This window comes from Plantibacter sp. MCCC 1A11337, from assembly GCF_013349365.1.
GTDB classification, from domain to species: Bacteria; Actinomycetota; Actinomycetes; order Actinomycetales; family Microbacteriaceae; genus Plantibacter; species Plantibacter flavus_A.
In genome coordinates, this window is the sequence record NZ_JABJWX010000005.1 from 1 (window position 1) to 17862 (window position 17862).

Genomic DNA, 17862 nt, shown 5'->3' on the forward strand with positions numbered 1-17862 from the left:
TCACCGTGGACGTCGAGTACGCCGCCGAGTACCGCATCGGCGACAGCGGGTGGCTCCCCGTCATCGGGACCCTGCCGATCCCGACCGAAGAACCCCACACGGTCCAGATCGTCCGCAACTCCACCATCGGCGTCGACAAACCCTGCCGACCCGGCACACCCGCCATCGGCTGCTGACCTCACACCCGCACCGGAGGAGATCGTCAGGAGGTCGTGAAGACCGCAAGCCGCGCAAGCTGCGGCTGGGCTCGCGATGCGGTGATCGTCACACGCAGCTCGGTCGTCTCGACGGTTTCGAACCGGAGGATCCGCTGAGCACCCACCGTCGCTGCCGAAGCGAGCACCCGCGGCACACCGGCGGCGTCCACCACCGAGACCTCGACCCCCTCGATCACTTGACCGTGCGCGATCGCCTCGCGCACGCTCACTCCGGACACCAGCTGGGGTCGATCCCAGCGGAGCCGCAGGGTCGGCAGCGGATCCTCGTCGGCCGGACGCCACGTCACCGGGTCCGACTGTGACCCGGTCCCCGTGATCGACGCGGCCGGCACGGGCGCGCTCGACATCGTGAGCAGGGCTGAGCCGGCGACATCGAGCCGTTCCAGGTCGTCGATGAGTCGGCCGAGACCGTTAAGGCTCCCGAGGTCGGGATCCGCGATCAAGCCCTCCCTGGTGGGCGGCAGGTTGAGCAGGAACGTCGCGTTCCCACCGACACTGCGCTCGTAGATGTCGAAGAGTTCCTCGGCCGAGCGGACCATCCCGTCCTCGGAGGGGTGATGGAACCACCCCGGACGGATCGAGGTGTTGACCTCCGCCGGGTACCAGACGAGCGGCTCCGTGGTCGCGAGGATCGCAGCGCGGCTACCGAGGTCGTCCTCGTCGGACTGGACGGCCCGGGAGAACAGCCCGTCGTCGACCTGCTGCGAGCGGTCCGCGGTGCGCTCGGCATCTCGCAGCGACGCAGGGACCACACTCCACTCGTCAGCCCGCGTGGACCCGGCCTCGTTCCCGCACCAGCGCACGTCCGGCCCGCACACGCTGATCGCCGCGTTCGGCTGCAGCTCGCGCACGACCGCGTAGTAACGATCCCAGTCGTACAGCTGCTTCTTGCCGTTCGGCCCTTCGCCGTTCGCGCCGTCGAACCAGACCGAGAACAGCTCGCCGTATCCGGTGAGGAGCTCGGTCAGCTGCGCGACGAAGAAGTCGTCGTACACGTCACCCGAGCCGTAGCTCGGCTCGGCGCGGTCCCACGGCGACAGGTAGACGCCGAACGCCAGCCCCGCCGCGCGACACGCTTCCGCGACCTCTGCGACGAGGTCGCCTCCACCGTCCCGCCACGGACTCGACGCCACCGAGTGGTCGCTGACGGCCGTCGGCCACAGCGCGAAGCCGTCGTGATGCTTGCAGGTGAGGATGAGCCCGCGCATGCCGGCGCTCTTCGCCGCCGCGACCCACTGCGCCGCATCGACGCCAGCCGGGTCGAACACGGCGGGCGACTCGGTGCCGTCGCCCCACTCCCGATCGGTCATGGTGTTGACCCCGAAGTGGATGAAGCCGTAGAACTCCATCCGCTGCCACGCGAGCTGCCGGGGCGACGGCACGACGGCGACCGCTTCCGCCAACCGCGCAGCGACCGTCTCCGCCGAGCCGCCGCTCATCGGAACTTCCGGTTGTAGAGGGCGAGCAGCGTGATCAACCCGGCGAGTCCGAGGAGCATCACCCCGAGGTTCAGCCACCCGACGGACTGGTTGGCGATGATCACCGCTGCGACGCAGATCACGAAGACGACCGCCGCGACGACGGCTCCCACACGTTCCTTGGTCATTCCTTCAGCCCTCCGGCTCCGACGTTCTGCAACAAGCGTTTCTGGATGATGATGTAGAGGATCACGACCGGGATGATGACGATCACCATGCCCGCGTACAACCGCCCGTAGTCGGCTGCCGCACGCTGTGCCTGGAACAGGTTGAGCAGTCCCACCTGCAGCGTCTTGTTCTCGCCCGGGATGAGCGACAGGGAGATGATGTAGTCGTTCCAGTAGCTCAGGAAGTTGAACAGGATCGCCGTGCTGATCGCCGGCATCGCCATGGGCAGCATGACCGTCCGCATCGTGCGGAACCGGGACGCACCGTCGAGCGTGGCGGCCTCCTCATAGGACACCGGGATGGTGCGGAAGTAGGCGAGCAGCAGGTAGATCGTGAACGGCAGCGACGTCGCCGCGTAGACGAGCCCCAGCACGAACAGGTTGTCGATGAAGAAGCCGCTCGGCATGAAGGTCCGCAGGGCCTTGTCCCACCCGAGCAGCATGAGGAAGATCGGGATGACGATGTAGTTCACGTTGATGAACAGACCGGCGAGCAGCAGTGTCTCGAGGATCGACTTGCCGCGGAACTCGAACCGCGCCAGCGCATAGGCGGCGGGCACGGCGATGATCAGCACGAAGCAGAGGCCGACGACCGTGACGAGCAGGGAGTTGAGCAGATACGGGCCCATGTTGGCGTCGACGAACGCGTCGACGAAGTTCTGCCAGTGCAGGCCTTCCGGGAGCGCCCAGGGGTTGCCGTAGAACTCGCCCTTGGTCTTGACCGATGCCATGACGACCCAGAGCACGGGCACCAGGATCATGAGCGAGATGAGGATCAGGACGAGGTTCGAGATCCACGACACCGGCCGACGACGACGGACGCGCTGACGGGAGGTCGGACCAGGCGGGACCGACGAGGACGGCGGCGTGACGATCGGGGGGACTGGGGCTGAGGTGGTCGTGGTCATCAGAATTGGAGGACCTCTCGCTTGGTCGCGCGGCTGATGATGAGCGCCGCGAGGAATGAGAACAGGAAGATCGCTGTCCCGATGGCCATGCCGTAGCCGTAACTCGAGTTCGTGTACGCCTGCTTGTACATGTAGTCGAGGAGGACCTCGGAGGCGCCGTCCGGACCGCCGCCGGTGAGTGCCCGGACGAGCACGAACGCGAGGTTGATCGAGCTGATGATGAAGAAGATGAGGGACGTGCGGAGCGTCTCCCAGACGAGCGGCAGCGTGATGTCGAAGAACTGCCGGAACGGGCCGGCACCGTCGAGCGCGGAGGCCTCGTAGATCTCGGCCGGGATGTTCGACATGCCCGACATGTAGAGGACGAGGTAGTAGCCGAGGGACTGCCAGACCATCGCGAAGGCGATGCTGTACATGATGATCTTCTGGTCGCCGAGCCAGACCTGCGACAACGAACCGAGGCCGAGGAAGTTCAACGACCCGTTGATGAGACCGTTCTGCTGGTCGTACACCGCGGAGAAGATCGCTGCGACGACGACGATGGACAGCACGCTCGGCAGGTAGAGGACGAACCGGTACAGGTTGCTCGCCCGCACCTTGCCCTGGGTCATGACCCCGGCGAGGACGAGCCCGCCGGCCATCGTCACGATGGAGACGACGACGAGCAGGAAGACGGTGTTCTGGAACGCCCGGACGAACTGCATGTCACCGGCGAGGGCGATGAAGTTGTCGAAGCCGGCGAACGTGGGGGTGCCGCCGACGCCGGTCCAGTTGTAGAGCGACATCCGGAAGACGTCGAAGGTCGGGACGACCATGAAGAGCACGTAGAGGATGATCGCGGGCGCGACGCACAGCAGCACGAAGCGGTTCTTCCCACGGGTGTTGAGGGAGACGGGGCGTCTGGCCACAGCGCGTCCTTTCTGCGAGGAGGGTGGTGCGCCCGTCCGACCAGGGGATCGGACGGGCGCACCGGTTCGGATCAGCCCGCGAGCTGGTCGGTGAGCTTGTTGCTCGCCTCGTTGACCTGGTTCTGCCAGTCCTCGAGGGTCATGGTGCCGGAGAGGACGCTGTTGGCCGCGTCGAAGAGCGTGGCCTTGAGGTCGACGCCGGGGACCGGCTTGGTCGCGGCGAAGGCACCGACGACGGCCTCGACGCCGGGCTCGCTGTAGACGGCGTAGAAGTCCTTCGCCTCACCGGTCAGGCGCTCGGGGAGCCCCTGGATCGGCTGGATGGCGTTCGCCTTCGCGAAGATGTCTGCGGCCTCGTCCGAGTACAGGTACGCGATGAAGTCCTTCGCCGCGTCCTTGTGCGCCGCCTCTTTCGGGACCCACGCCGACTCGACGAACGTCGTCAGGTAGCGCGTGCCGTCGGCCTCGGGAGCGGGGACCGGGGTGAGGCCCCACTGGAACCCGTCGGTGCGCGGGGCGTCCTTCATCTCGTTCGCGATCCAGGAGCCGTTCGGCATGAAGAGCGTCGTGCCGTCGAGGATGGTCTGCTGGTTCTTCGTGAAGTCCTGCCCGTTCGCGTAGCCGACCGTGGTCGGGGCCGCGTAGCTGAGGAGCTTCGTCGTGAGCTCGAGCGCCTCGGTGGCCTCATCCGTCTTCCAGACGTCCTGCTTGTAGGTGAGGACGTCGTTCAGGAACTCCGGTCCGCCCACTGCCGACAGCAGCGAGAAGAAGTAGGAGTCGAGGTAGCCCGCCGTCGGGTAGGTGAACAGCGAGATACCCTCGGCCTTCGCGGTGTCGCCCAGCTCGAACATCTCGTCCCAGGTGGTCGGGACGGTCCATCCGTTGTCGGTGAACAGTTTCTGGTTGTACACGAGGCCGGTCGGCGACGCGTACATCGGCATCAGGTAGACCTTGTCGTCGCCGTAGGGGTTGGTGTTGAGGTTGCCGACGATGCCGGAGGTCAGCTTGTCGCCGACCGTGACGTCCTCGCCGGGGATCTTCTCGTCGAGGACACCGGTGAGGTCTTCCAGGTTGTTGTCGCGGACGAAGGACTCGGTGAAGCCCTCCTTCGCACCGAGGCCGAGGAAGACGAGGTCCGGGTAGTCACCGGCCGCGACCTGCGGGGTGAGTTCGTCGGCGAGGGTCTTGCTCGTGGTGAGCTCGATCTTCACGTCGGGGTTGAGCTTCTCGTAGGCCGCGACCACCTCCTTGTACATCTCGGCGCCGTAGCCGCCTTCGAATGCGGCGATCTTCAGGGTGTCGGCGTCGTCGCCGCCCGTCCCGGAGTTGCCCGCACAGCCGGCGAGCATGCCGACCGTCGCGACGGCGGCGATGACGCCGAGGGTTCTGGTGCGCTTCATGACAGGGGTCCTTCCCAGTGCTGGTGGGTGGTGCAGGGGGTGGTGGGGTGTGTTGTGGTGCGGGGATGGGCGAGGGTGCTGCGGTCCGTCATCGGTTCATGGCCGATGCACGACGGGCCCGCAGGGTGAGTGCTGCTGCTCCGGCCAGTAGGAGGAGGATCCCCGCACCTGCCGGCACGAGGCCGTCGACTCCGGTGCTCGCAAGCGAGCCGCCGTTGGAACCGGTACCGGTGGCGCCAGATCCACCGGTACCGGGGCTTCCTGCGCTGGGCGTGCCGGGCGTACCCGGTCCACCCGGCGTGACCGGGGTGCCGCCACCGGGCTCGAAGGCCTCGATCGCGGCGTTCAGCGCGACGACCGCAGCTTGCACGTCGGCGTTCGTCACGGCGGTGTTGCCGGTCGCGACGGTGTCGCGGTTGACGAGGGCCAGGACCGCCTCGGCCGAGGCGACCGCCGCGGTCAACGTCTCGGCACCGTCCGCCGCCGGAGCAGCGGCGCGCGCCGACTGAGCCGCGGCCGCCGTCGGGGCGAGGAGGGCCTTCGCCGTGCCGATCGACGCCGCGAGTTCGGTCGTGTCGACGATCTCGACCGTGACCCGCTTGGTCGCGTTCGAGCCGAACTCGAAGACGACCCCGGAGGTACCGAGCTCCTTGTCGGCGGCGAATGCGTTCGTGAGGGTGATCGTCACGCCGTCCGCGGTGTCGGTGCGGACGTAGTCGGCACCGTCGAGGCTGCCGACGATCGCGCCGGAGGGCTGGACGTACCGGAGACCGGTGAGCGTGTCACCGTCGAGGTCGACCGTGAACGTCGGTAGGTTGTCGGGGTCCTCGGCCATCGCGGCGTTCTTGTCCATGACCGCTGCCGTCGGGGTCACCGTGGGGTCGGTTGCGGCGACCGCACTGTTGAAGACGCTGATGGTGCTCAGGGTCGGCGCGTAGATCTGACCTGGCAACAGGCTCTCGAGCGACACCCGGAGCTTGGAGCTGGTGACGGACGCGAAGTCCTTCACGACCTTGCTCGCGCCGATCCCGGTCTGGGAGGAGAACGTCACCCAGGCCCCGGCCGCCGCGTCCCATCGCTGCAGGGAGAAGGCGTTGACGCGAGGATCGGTGCCCGAGTCGGTGAACTCCGAGAGGTCGACCTCGTCGAAGGTCGTGTCGGCACCGAAGTCGATCTCGATCGTCAGCGGATAGGTGGCGTCGTCTGCACCGGCCCAGCGCGTCGCCGGGTCGCCGTCGACGAGCTTGCCCGCGTTGAACTCGAAGTCGTTGTGTGGGTGCGTGCTGCTGGCGACGATCGGCTTGCCCTTGGCGAGGTCGACGCGCGTGTCCACGCCCTCGTTCTCGATCGGGTCGGTGTCGACCGGGTTCTCGACCTTCGTCCCGACCGCGGCCTCGTAGAGCCCGATGTCGACGCCGTCACCGTAGTAGAGCTCGGTGCCGAAGAAGTCGTCCGAGCCGATGCGCTCGTTGTACCGGCCGGCATCGATCAGCGGCGAGGTCTCCTGCAGCTTGAACAGGGACGCGGAGTCGCGGATGGCGTCGACGCCGGCATCCTTGGCGTAGTCGGCCGGGTTCCCGACGAACTGCGGGTCGCCGACGACGGCACGCTTGTCCACCGGCTGGTTGGCCGACTGCGTGCCGCTCGCCTCGAAGTAGGCGTTGTTCGAGAACACGCCCTTGTCGAGGCCGCCGGCCTTCCGTGCCCAGTTCGTGGAGGTGGTCGTCGAGGTGTTGTAGAAGATGTTGTTCGCGAAGTAGACGCGGTCCTTCAGCACCTCGTCGTGGAAGCTCTCGAGCTCCGCGCCGTCGTAGACGAAGACGTTGTTGAGGATGTAGGTGGGCGAGTAGTTCGACGACAGCATGTTCTTGAAGATCACGCCGTTGTCGTTGACGCTGAGGTTGTAGCGGGCGATCGAGTTGGAGCTGTTGCCCATGTAGGACATCCAGCCCCCCTGGTTGTCGTGCGAGTAGTTGTGCTCGTAGACGACGTTGAAGTTGGTGAACTCGAGGTCCCACGGGGTCGCGTCGTACTCGTTGGCGGGGCCGCCGTAGATCTCGTTGAAGCGCATCACGCTGTCGGCGCCGGCCCACAGGTAGAGGCCGGCGGAGACCTGGTTGTAGCGCTCGAGCCAGCCGTTGGCCTCGTTGTACTCGGCGGTCAGGCGCTGGGTGTTCGCGAACTGGAACGGACCCTGGCCGGTGCTCTCGGCGTAGTTGTGGCTGATCGTCACGTCGCGGCTGTAGAGGTCGCGGTCGCGGACCCAGAGCTGTTCCCAACCCTCGTGGTACTTGCCGGAGGCGTCCGTCTGGCCCTGCTGGTCGCCGAACCAGTTGAACGCGAACTGCACGGCGTGCAGCTCGACGTTCTCGAAGGTGTTGTCCTGGATGCTGATGTCCTCGAAGTGGTGGCCACCTGTCGGGTACGCCGTGTACTGCTGCGAACCGAACACCTGGAAGTTGACCCCGGCGTAGTGGATCTTCTGCCAGGAGCTCGGGCCGTCGATGTCGTGGGCGAAGACGTTCGATATCGAGATCCCGCGCATGATCGAGTCGGCGCCGGCCTCGAGCTTGTCGGCGTTGATCGAGACGGAGATGCCGTCGCGGACGTAGCTGCCCGTGGTGATGTCGGTGGCGAAGTCGTCGTCGTTCGACACCTCGAGGTTCGCGATGTGGACGTACTGCTGGTTGCGGAGGATCACCGCGCCGGTCAGTCCGACGGTCTCGGGGTTCTTGACACCGGGACTCGTGAAGGGGCTGGGGACCTGTCCGTTCGTCGCGATGTAGGGACGGCGCGCACCGGCGTCACCGTACGCGTCGATCACGATGGGCGCGGTCTCGGTGCCCGAACCCTTCGGCCACAGGGAGGTGTTCGACCAGGTCTCGCCGGCCTTCAGCAGGACGCGGTCGCCCGGCGCGAAGGTCTTCGCGTTGACCGGGGTGAAGCTCTTCCAGGCGGTGGCCGCCGACGTGCCGGTGGCCGTGTCGTCCCCGGCGGTGGCGTCGACGAAGTAGTCCGTGCCACCCGTCGTGTTCGGGGTGTCACCGGCCCAGCCTGTCGGCGCGGCGGCCGCCTGGACGGCGGTCTCCGGGGTGGTCGGCGCCGCGGACGCCGTCGGAGCGAAGGCCGTGGCGAAGAGGGCGGTGAGCCCGAGGACGGCGAGTCCTCGGAGGGCGGGGTGCTGGGCTGACCGGTTCCGACGTCTGCGTCGGGGTCCCGGGATCGCCGCGGGGGTGGCGGTGTTCATCAGTGCGTGTCCTCCATCGTGAGTTGGTGCAGGGCGTTGCTGTTCATCTGGCGTACTTGGGCCGCGACGCGTTCGGCGATGAGCGCGTCGAGGGCGGTGTTCTCGAGCTGGGCTCGGATCCGGTCGGCGTAGGCGGTGAAGGCGGCGTCGTGGTCGACGGTGACGGCGTCCACGCGGTAGACGACGTGCTCACCCAGCTCCACCACGGGCGAGCTGAGCGCACCGGCAGGCAGGGTCGCGACCTCGGCGACGAGGCGCGGGTCGGGCGTGCGGGAGCCGCCGTCGAGGAGACCGGTCGCGCCGTCGAGGGTGGACGCGGAGACGGTGGTGTCCGGGTCGGCGCCTGAGACGGCGTCGACGCCCTCCGCGGCGAGTCGTGCCGCGAACTGCTCGGCGGTGGTCGAGGCGAGCGGCACCGCGATCCGGGTGAGCTGGTAGGTGGAGGCGTTGAGGGTCCAGTCCCCGGGGTGCGCGTCGAAGGCGCCCCGGACCTCCTCGTCGGAGACGTCGATGATCGGATCCGAGCCCGATCTCAGTGCAGAGACGAGCTTGGTGCGGAGATCGGCGATCGTCCGGCCGTAGAACTCCTGTGCGCGGAAGGAGGTGAGTCCGTAGACGACCTCGCCTTCGTCGAGCTGCGCCGCGCGGGCGGTGTTGGTGTCGGCGAGGGCCTGTTCGAATCCGGCGAAGTCCGAGAACGGGACGAGGCCGCGCTCGTGCCCGAGGTCGAGCACCACGCGGTCGGCCGCGAGCTCGTCGAGGGCCACCGTCCGGAGTCGATCGATGGCGGTCGCGTCGCCGAGCGGTGCTTCCCAGTCGACGGAACCGGATCCGGTCTCGACGAGGACCTCGTTCTCGATGGCGGGTCGGACGCGCTCCATGTGGAAGAGCAGCTCGTCGCGGGTGACCGAGGCTCCGTCGATGGTCCCCAGCTCGGCGGGTGCCGCACCCGCGCCGCTGATGGCGACACCGACGACGACCGTTCCCGTGAGCACCAGGGCTCCGGCGGCGAGGAGCAGCCGCGAGCGGTGCCGACCACGTGAGATCGCACCACGGAGGCCGTGGGCGGGAGCGTCGGTGCTGGTCATCGGTGCGGCCTTTCCGTGGGAGTGGAGCGGGGTCGGCGGTGCTTGGCAGTCATGCTGGCAGAAAATGCTACGGATAACAATCGATGACTCGAAAGCGTTACAAATCGGCTGAATTGAGCCAAGTAAAGGCTTGGCATCCATAACATGTATGGCCCATAGTGGAAGTCCGTACGCCGATCCGAGGAGACGACCGCACCATGACGAAGTTCGCCGACACCGTCGGTCCAGCCGTTCCGCTCGTGATCGACGACACCGTGCGGCAGGCTCCGGCCGCACTGCACTGGCGGGACGGCCGGCTCCTCCGCGATGGGGCGCCGCACTCCGTGCGGTCCGGATCGCTGCACTACTTCCGCGTCGTGCCGGAGCAGTGGCGCGATCGGATGCTGCGCTTCGTCGACCTCGGGCTCAACTCGATCGACACCTACATCCCGTGGAACTTCCACCAGCCACGCGCGGACGCGGCACCGAGCTTCTCCGGTTGGCGTGACGTCGGCCGGTTCATGGAGACGGCCGCCGATCTGGGGCTCGACGTCCTGCTGCGACCGGGCCCGTACATCTGTGCGGAGTGGTCGAACGGCGGCCTGCCCGCTTGGCTCACCGCCCGCGACATCGCGCTCCGCAGCTCGGACCCCGGATACCAGCGGCCGGTCGAGACGTGGTTCGAGGAGCTCATCCCCCGGCTCTCGCCGTACCAGGCGGTCCACGGCGGCCCGGTCGTCGCCGTGCAGGTCGAGAACGAGTACGGCAGCTACGGCGACGACGCACAGCACCCAGGGTGGCTCGCCGCGCTGCTGCGTCGCCTCGGCGTGCAGGAACTGCTGTACACCGCGGACGGGCCCACCGACGTGATGATCGACGGCGGTTCCATCCCCGGGATCATGATGGCGGCGACCCTCGGCTCGAAGCCGGACGAGGCGCGCGCCCTCCTGCGGAGTCGGCGCCCGGACGATCCGTTCTTCGTCGCCGAGTTCTGGAACGGGTGGTTCGACCACTGGGGGCAGCCGCACCACGTGCGGGACGCGCGGAACGCCGCAGCGGTGGCCCGCGACATCCTGGCCGACGGCGGGAGCATCAGCATCTACATGGCGCACGGCGGCACGAACTTCGGGCTCTGGTCCGGAGCCAACATCGTCGAGGGCGAACTGCGTCCGACCATCACGAGCTACGACTCCGACGCGCCGATCGCCGAGGACGGCCGGTTCACGGACAAGTTCTTCGCCCTGCGGGAGGTCCTCGGCGTCGCAGACGAACCGCTGCGATCCCCCGAGGTGCGGTTCTTGCCGGAGGGCAGCGTGCCCCTCCAGCGCGGCGTCGGGCTCCTGGACGCACTCGCTGAGCTCGGCGACCCCGTGAGCCCGCGGTCGTCCGCGCCGCCGTCGTTCGAGGACCTCGGCGTCGACGGCGGTCTCGTCGTCTACGAGGCGGATGCCCTGCTCCCCGATCGCCCGGTCGACCTCGTGTTCGACGGCGTCGCAGACCGCGCCCTCGTCTTCCTCGACGGGGCATTCCAGGCCACGATCACCGGCTCGGGCACGGTCACCGTGACCGGTTCCGGCCTGGTGTCGAAGCTGACCGTGGTCGTCGAAAACCTCGGCCGCGTGAACTACGGTCCGCAGCTGGGCGCCGAAAAGGGCCTGCCGGGGCCCGTCCTCGTCGAACGCCGGCTCGTGCACGGCTGGCGGGCGCGACCGGTGGCCCTCGACCAGCTGGACCCGCGCCATCTCCGAGCGGTCGTCGACCGGACTGGCGACCCGACGACCGCCGCGAGCGGTGGGGGCGGCCTGTCGAGCGCGACCTTCGTCGTCGACGAGCCGCTCGACACGCACCTCCGACTGCCCGGCTCCACGAAGGGCTTCGTCTGGGTCAACGGGGCGCTCCTCGGTCGCTACTGGAACATCGGCCCGCAGCAGACGCTCTACGTGCCGGGGCCCCTCCTGCGGTCGGGCACGAACCGTATCGTCGTCCTCGAGCTCCACGAGGCCGGATCGACCGTCGAGTTCGTCGACCGTCCGGAACTCGGACCGACCGAGGAGTACGTCGAGGAGTTCTGAGCTGCGCCGTGCGGGCTACGCGCGTGTCGTCGGTGCCGCGGTGCTCTCGCGCACGATCAGCTCGGGCAGCATGACCACCGTCTCCCGCTCCGCGGCCGGCTCCTCGATGAGCGTGAGCAGGTGCTCGACCGCCACACGACCCATCTCGCTGAACGGTTGCCGGATGGTCGTCAGCGGCGGTGAGGCGTATCGCGCCAGCGCGATGTCGTCCATGCCGATCACCGAGACGTCGCCGGGTACACTCCGACCGAGTTCGTCCAGGGCACGCAGGACGCCGAACGCCATCTCGTCACTCGAGACGAAGATCGCCGTCACGTCGGGCATGCGCCCGAGCAGCAGACCGTTGCGGTAGCCGGACTCCGGGCTCCAGTCCCCGTAGAGCACGGGCGGTTCGTCGATGCCACGGTCGCGCAACGCCGCCTGCCAGCCGGTCGTCCGGCCTCCCGCGTCCTTCCAGGCCGTCGGGCCGCTCAGGTGCCAGACGGTCTCGTGTCCGAGGTCGAGCAGGTGCTCCGTCGCCATGCGGCCAGCGGCCTCCTGGTCCACCCGCACGATCTCGTCGGCGAAGGACTCGAGGCCGTCGATCACCACGGTCGGCAGGTCGGCCGTGACCCGGAGCAGGGAGACCTCGTCCCAGATCGGGACGGCGATGACGAGGCCGTCGACACCCTGGTTGCGGAGCCGGTCGATGGCGTCGGTGATGGACGCGGCGGACAGCGATGTCGTGCCCGCGGCGCTCACGAAGTAGTCGTGCTGGTGCGTCGCCCGCTGGATGCCGAGCATCATGGAGGAGCGGGCGTAGTAGTCGGTCTCGTGGGTGAGGACCCCGATGGTGCGGCTGCGGCCGGTGACGAGCGCGCGAGCGAGCCCGGTGCGCCGGTAGCCCGTCTGCTGGACGGCCGCCTCGACCTGGAGGCGGGTGACCTCGGTCACGTTGTCGAGGCCGCGGAGCACGCGGGAGACGGTCTGCGGGGAGACGCCGGCTATCGCGGCGACATCGGCCATCGTGGGCATCCGCGTCCGCTTCTCGCGACGCGATCGGCCTCCGCCGTTCGCCGTCGGTGTGGGCGCGTCGAGCGCGGTCGGTCCCCCGGGTGACGTCATTCCCACATGTTAGTCAATGGCACGGATAACACCTGAACCTCCACGCCGGTGTGCGCCGCGGCCGGCGCGGCGCGCTGGCGCAAGCGCACTCGAATCGGCGTGGCCGCGCCCCACAGCCGTGAGCGCGCCCCTCCGGAGACCCGCGCTGGCGTCACAGACCCGCGCTCACGTCAGCGCACCGCGCTGACGCAGCGGAGCCGGTCCATACGACGACGTCAGATGAGCCCCTCGCGGCCGCCCGACACCCAGTTCGGGTCGGCGGCCCGCGCACCGCTGACTTGGTCGGCGTAGGTGTCGATCTCGGACCGGATCTCGTCCGTCAGCTCCACCTGGAACGCCTCGAGGTTCGCGTGCAGATGCGCGACGCTCCGGGTGCCGGGGATCGAGACGACCCGTGCGCCGAGCTGCTGCCCGCGGTCGTGCACCCAGGCGAGCGCGAGCGCCTCCGCGGTCGTCCCGATGCGGCGGGCGAGGCTCCGGAAGCGTGCCGCGAGTTCGAGGTTCGCCGCGAGGTGCTCGGGCTGGAAGCGCGGGAAGTTCGCTCGCGTCCCACCGAGCGGCACCGTCTCGGCCGTGAAGTCCTCGGTGAACAGCCCGCGCGACAGCGGTGAGAACGCGACGACCGTGACGCCGAGCTCCGCCGCCGTCGGGACCACGTAGGTCTCGATGTCGCGGCTGACGATGCTCCATTCCGACTGGATCGCGGCGATCGGGTGCACGGCGTGCGCACGACGGAGTTCGTCGCCCGTCGCTTCGGACAGACCGATGCGGAGGACCTTGCCGGCGGCGACCAGTTCGGCGAGCGCTCCCACCGTCTCCTCGATCGGTACGTTCGGGTCGACGCGGTGCTGGTAGTAGAGGTCGAGGTGGTCCGTGCCGAGGCGGGTGAGCGTCCCGTCGATCTGCTCGTGGAGGTGAGCACGGTCGCCGCGGATCCCTCGCTTGCCGATGCCGCCGCCGGTGACGATGCCGACCTTGGACGCCAGGAAGACGTCGTCACGGCGCCCGGTCAGATACCGGCCGAGGAGCTCCTCGCTCCGGCCCTCGCCGTAGACGTTCGCGGTGTCGATGAGGTTCACGCCGCTCGCCAGGGTGGCGTCGAGGATGGTGGTGACCTCGGCGTCGGCGATCGCCCCGTAGGTACCGGCGATGGACATCGCACCGTACCCGATGGCGCCGACCTCCGCGGCGGTGTCGCCCGTGCCGATCGTGGTCGAGGGCAGTGCGGTCGTGGTCGGCTCCGTGGCCAGGGGCGCTTCGCTCATGGATTCACCGTACGGCTTCACGACAGGTTCGACGTCCGCTTCGTCACGCGGTGCAACGTCAGGCGCGCGATCCGGCTCGGGCGACGAGCGCCTGCAGGAGTGCGGCGGGTTCCTCAGGGTCGTCGATCGTGATCGCGAACTGCTTGCCGGAGGTGCTCGTGACGACGAGTCCGGGCCCGGAGCGCAGCACGACGGCCGAGCGACCGGGCATGATCCGGTAGCCCCAGCCGCCCCAGTCCATCGGGCGGATGTCGGTGGCCTCGACGACGTCGACCTGGTCGAGGGGGATGCGCTTCATGGGGATGCCGAAGAGCGAGACGACGCGGAGGCCGCGCCAGTCGACGCTGATCCGGAGGCGGATGAACGAAGCACACAAGAGGGTCGCGACGGCGAGGATCGACAGACCGAACATCGCGACGCCCGACTCGCCGCGCAGCAGGATCGGCGTGTAGGCGACGGCGCCGATCGCGACGAGTGCGAGGGTGAGCCAGAGGAACAGCAGGGCCGTGACGCTCCGACTCCAGGCACCGACCTCGGTCTCGCCGAGATCCATCGGCGCCGGCCGGGCGGCTGCACCTGCGAGCAGCGGCTGAGACGGCAGGATGACGGCGGGGATCACGCCCCAGAGCGAGCACGCGGCGAGGGGGACGACCCACCACCCGAGGACGGCACCGTCGACCGAGCCGGCCTGCAACGTGAGCCACGTCGGGATGACCCAGACGGAGGCGGCCGACCCGGCGGCGATACCGATGAAGAGGATGATCATGCGCTTGGTCCGCATGGCGGGCCGCGGGAGGACGAGCAGGATGGCCGCTGCGATAGCGGCGACGGACGCGATGATGAACGTCACGAGGAAGATGCGCGCGGCGGGCATGGAGTCGTCCGGTGCCCCGGTGCCCGACCAGTGCGAGGCGACGTCGACCGGGAGCGCATCGCCCCAGACGAGCCGCGTGAGTGCGATCGCGATCGCCGGGACGGCCATGGCGAGGCCGGCCAGGACGATTCGTCCGCGCGCTGATGCCGCCGGTGGCGGTGTGGTGGTGTCGTGCATGTGCTCCCCCTGAGCTGCTGAGGTGGTCTGATCGTCGGTGTCGCCGACCGACGTGGTCGTACGGTGACGTCGGGGATCGTCAGGTGCGTTCGATCATCCGGCTGAGGTCGTTCGGGGTGATCCCGAACTTGCGCGCCTCGGTGACGAGTTGGGCAACGAGTTCGTTGACCCGGACGAGGCCCGGCGCTGCGTCCTCGTTCACCCACGCGCCGCGGCCCTGTCGCATCCCGATGAGTCCGTCGCCGCGAAGCTCTCCGTAGGCGCGGAGGACCGTGTGCATGTTGATCTGCAGTGCTCGGGCGAGGTCGCGGGCAGGCGGGAGGCGCTCCCCCGGTGCCAGCGCGCCCGTCGCGATACCGGAGCGCACCTGCACCGCGATCTGCTCGGCGAGCGACACCGTGGAGGTGGGATCGACGCGGAACAACATGTTTGCAATGGTACTAGAACAATGCCGCCTGTGCCCGCGACATCCGTGGAGTTGAGGTCGGCGCGGTGCGCTGACGCGAGTGTGCGCCACACGGCGCGGGCGCACCCCACAACCGTGAGCGCGCCCCTCCGGAGACCCGCGCTCACGCGGCTGACCCGCGCTCACGTCAGCGCACCGCGCTGGCACCAGCCACAGCGGAGGGAGGGACCGGTCAGAGGGCGACGACGTGGACCGCGATGTCCGCGGCCGCGAGGTGCTCGAGCTCGTCGGGGTCGGCGGAGGAGTCGGTCACGAGGTCGTGGATCTGCCCCAGGTCGGCCATGCGCGCGAGTGTGACCCGCCCGACCTTCGAGCCGTCGGCGACCACGATGACCCGCTGCGCGTGCCGCACCATCGCCAGGTTCGTCCGAGCCTCACGCTCGTCGTGCGTCGTCGCACCACCCTGCGCACTGATGCCGTCGGTCCCGAGGATCGCGGTACCCACGTTGATCGCACTGAAGGTGTTCTCGGCGAGCGCCCCCACCGCCTCGAACGACGTCGACCGCACCAGCCCGCCGGTCATGATCACCTGCAGGTTCGGCCGGGAGGCGATCTCGGTCGCCGTCGTGAGCGAGTTCGTCACGATCGTCAGCTCCGACCGGTTCGACAGCTCCTTCGCGACCGCCGCGGTCGTCGTGCCACCGCTCAGGGCGATGGCGTACGGCCCCGCGGGGATCATCTCCGCCACCCGCATCGCGATCCGACGCTTCGCCTCACGGAACTGCGTGTCACGGAACCTGACCGGCACCTCGTCGCGTGCCTCGATCGCGCGAGCGCCACCGTGGGTGCGGAGGACGAGTCCGAGGTCGTCGAGGTCGGCCAGGTCGCGCCGGATCGTCGGTGCCGAGACCTGGAGCCGCTCGGTGAGCTCGTCGATCGAGACCACGACGTCGTCGACGGCGAGCAGTGCGAGGATGTCGCGCATCCGCTGACTGCGCTTGCCCGACGGCGCGTGTCGAGACAGTTCCGCCGCTGTGGGTGCTCGCATCACTGCCTCCGTCCTCGGGTGCTTCATCGACCGACTCATCAGAGCTCGGCCGCCACACCCTGCCGCATCCCGCACCATGCGCTCAGCGAAAGTGAGCATTTGAGTCGATTTCCGATCAAGTTCTTGCTCGGTTCGATCACTGTAGTCGATGATCACTCCATGACACGAGTGACTTTCATCGGGGCGGGCAGCGTCGTCTTCACCCGCCAACTCATCGCCGACCTCCTCCGCTACCGCGACCTCGCCGGCCTCGAGATCGTCCTGCACGACATCGACCCCGAACGCCTCGCGGTGGCCGAGGGCACCGCCCGCCACGTCGACGAGCGCCTCGACGGCCGGGCGACGATCTCGGCGGAGTCCGACCGTCGTCGTGCCCTCGCCGGAGCGGACTTCGTGATCAACATGGTCCAGGTCGGCGGCATCCGCGCGACCGTCTCCGACCTCGAGATCCCGGCAGCGCGCGGTCTCCTGCAGACCATCGGCGACACCACCGGCGTCGGCGGTGTCTTCCGCGCCCTCCGCACCTTCCCGCTGCTCTCTGCCCTGACCGCCGATATGCGCGAGATCTGCCCCGACGCCCACCTGCTGAACTACACCAACCCGATGGCGATGAACATCTGGTGGGCGTCGGTGGTCGCCCCCGACATCAGCGCAATCGGCCTCTGCCACAGCGTGTTCTGGACGGTGAACGACCTCTGCGAGCTCGTCGGCGTGCCGATCGAGGGCACGAGCTACCGCGCCGCCGGCGTCAACCACCAGTCGTGGTTGCTCGAGTGGACCCACGAGGGCCGCGACCTTTACCCGGCCCTGCGCGACCGCATCCGCGAGGACCCGGAGCTCAGCCGCCGCGTGCGCGTCGAGATGTTCCGCCGCATCGGCTACTACCCCACCGAGACGAGCGAGCACTCGTCCGAGTACCTGTCGTGGTTCCTCCGCTCCCCCGAGCAGGTCGAGCGCTTCCGCCTGCGGCCGCTCGAGTACCTCGGCATCAGCGAGGAGAACGTCGCGGAGTTCGAGGCGACGAAGGCCGCTCTCGCGGCCGGGACCCCGTTGACGCTCGAGGACGAGGCGAGCGAGTACGCCCCGCAGCTCATCCACTCCCTCGTGACCGACACCCCGCGCCTCATCCACGGGAACGTCGTCAACCGCGGCCTCATCGACAACCTGCCGCAGGGCGCCGTCGTCGAGGTCCCCGTCCAGGTCGACGGGAACGGCATCGCCCCGCAGCCCATGGGCGCGCTGCCCGTGCAGTGCGCCGCGCTCAACCGCCCCTACGTCTCGGTCGCCGAACTGACGATCGAGGCCGCTCGCACCGGTGACCCGACCCTCATCCGGCAGGCGGTCCTGATGGACCCGAACGCCTCGTCCACCCTCACGCCCGAGCAGATCTGGGAGCTGTGCAACGACCTCGTCGCCGCGCACGGCGAGCTGCTGCCGGAGCCGCTGCGGGAGATCATCCCCGCCGACCGCATCTGACCGACCCGAAGCACCGCAGCCCCGCACCGTTCCCGAACGATCGACAC

14 protein-coding genes are annotated in these 17862 nt (G+C 68.7%); 2 read left to right on the top strand and 12 right to left on the bottom strand.

Annotation, left to right across the window (positions count from 1 at the left end):
- Positions 1 to 202 precede the first annotated feature (202 nt).
- The 7 genes from HOW07_RS16550 to HOW07_RS16580 all read right to left on the bottom strand — a co-directional run bounded on the left by HOW07_RS16550 (position 203) and on the right by HOW07_RS16580 (position 9414).
- Positions 203 to 1657: an alpha-L-fucosidase gene (locus HOW07_RS16550; protein ID WP_175117878.1), complete on the bottom strand. Its 1455-nt coding sequence runs from the start codon at positions 1655 to 1657 to the stop codon at positions 203 to 205.
- Positions 1654 to 1824 carry a hypothetical protein gene (locus HOW07_RS16555; RefSeq protein ID WP_167620520.1) on the bottom strand — a complete coding sequence of 57 codons (171 nt, stop codon included), beginning with the start codon at positions 1822 to 1824 and terminating at the stop codon, positions 1654 to 1656. The genes HOW07_RS16550 and HOW07_RS16555 overlap by 4 nt, the downstream gene beginning before the upstream one ends.
- Entirely contained in the window at positions 1821 to 2771 is a 951-nt protein-coding gene (locus HOW07_RS16560) for a carbohydrate ABC transporter permease (protein WP_082916196.1), read from the bottom strand. The genes HOW07_RS16555 and HOW07_RS16560 overlap by 4 nt, the downstream gene beginning before the upstream one ends.
- Positions 2771 to 3679 carry a carbohydrate ABC transporter permease gene (locus HOW07_RS16565; RefSeq protein ID WP_231884403.1) on the bottom strand — a complete coding sequence of 303 codons (909 nt, stop codon included), beginning with the start codon at positions 3677 to 3679 and terminating at the stop codon, positions 2771 to 2773. The genes HOW07_RS16560 and HOW07_RS16565 overlap by 1 nt, the downstream gene beginning before the upstream one ends.
- A 71-nt stretch (positions 3680 to 3750) precedes the next feature.
- Positions 3751 to 5079, bottom strand: coding sequence for a carbohydrate ABC transporter substrate-binding protein (locus HOW07_RS16570; protein ID WP_175117879.1), 1329 nt, complete (start codon positions 5077 to 5079; stop codon positions 3751 to 3753).
- Between the two features lie 88 nt (positions 5080 to 5167).
- Complete coding sequence (locus HOW07_RS16575; protein WP_175117880.1) at positions 5168 to 8326, bottom strand: discoidin domain-containing protein; 3159 nt, start codon at positions 8324 to 8326, stop codon at positions 5168 to 5170.
- Entirely contained in the window at positions 8326 to 9414 is a 1089-nt protein-coding gene (locus tag HOW07_RS16580; protein WP_175117881.1) for a peptidylprolyl isomerase, read from the bottom strand. The genes HOW07_RS16575 and HOW07_RS16580 overlap by 1 nt, the downstream gene beginning before the upstream one ends.
- A 197-nt stretch (positions 9415 to 9611) precedes the next feature.
- Between HOW07_RS16580 and HOW07_RS16585 the strand changes: the two genes are divergently transcribed.
- Positions 9612 to 11465, top strand: a complete 1854-nt coding sequence (locus HOW07_RS16585; RefSeq protein WP_175117882.1) for a glycoside hydrolase family 35 protein — start codon at positions 9612 to 9614, stop codon at positions 11463 to 11465.
- A 15-nt stretch (positions 11466 to 11480) separates the two neighbouring features.
- Here HOW07_RS16585 and HOW07_RS16590 read toward each other — a convergent pair whose 3' ends face one another.
- The 5 genes from HOW07_RS16590 to HOW07_RS16610 all read right to left on the bottom strand — a co-directional run bounded on the left by HOW07_RS16590 (position 11481) and on the right by HOW07_RS16610 (position 16339).
- Positions 11481 to 12569 carry a LacI family DNA-binding transcriptional regulator gene (locus HOW07_RS16590; protein WP_231884424.1) on the bottom strand — a complete coding sequence of 363 codons (1089 nt, stop codon included), beginning with the start codon at positions 12567 to 12569 and terminating at the stop codon, positions 11481 to 11483.
- A 215-nt stretch (positions 12570 to 12784) separates the two neighbouring features.
- Positions 12785 to 13834, bottom strand: coding sequence for an aldo/keto reductase (locus HOW07_RS16595; RefSeq protein ID WP_175117883.1), 1050 nt, complete (start codon positions 13832 to 13834; stop codon positions 12785 to 12787).
- A gap of 58 nt (positions 13835 to 13892) precedes the next feature.
- A complete protein-coding gene (locus HOW07_RS16600; protein WP_175117884.1) occupies positions 13893 to 14885 on the bottom strand; it encodes a hypothetical protein in 993 nt (330 codons plus the stop codon).
- A 79-nt stretch (positions 14886 to 14964) separates the two neighbouring features.
- The gene (locus HOW07_RS16605; RefSeq protein ID WP_175117885.1) at positions 14965 to 15312 is read right to left on the bottom strand and encodes a GntR family transcriptional regulator; all 348 of its coding nucleotides are present in this window, start codon (positions 15310 to 15312) and stop codon (positions 14965 to 14967) included.
- 211 nt (positions 15313 to 15523) lie between these two features.
- Positions 15524 to 16339: a DeoR/GlpR family DNA-binding transcription regulator gene (locus HOW07_RS16610; protein WP_175117886.1), complete on the bottom strand. Its 816-nt coding sequence runs from the start codon at positions 16337 to 16339 to the stop codon at positions 15524 to 15526.
- A 159-nt stretch (positions 16340 to 16498) separates the two neighbouring features.
- On the opposite strand from HOW07_RS16610, the gene HOW07_RS16615 reads away from it, so the two are divergent.
- Complete coding sequence (locus tag HOW07_RS16615; RefSeq protein ID WP_175117887.1) at positions 16499 to 17815, top strand: alpha-glucosidase/alpha-galactosidase; 1317 nt, start codon at positions 16499 to 16501, stop codon at positions 17813 to 17815.
- Positions 17816 to 17862 lie beyond the last annotated feature (47 nt).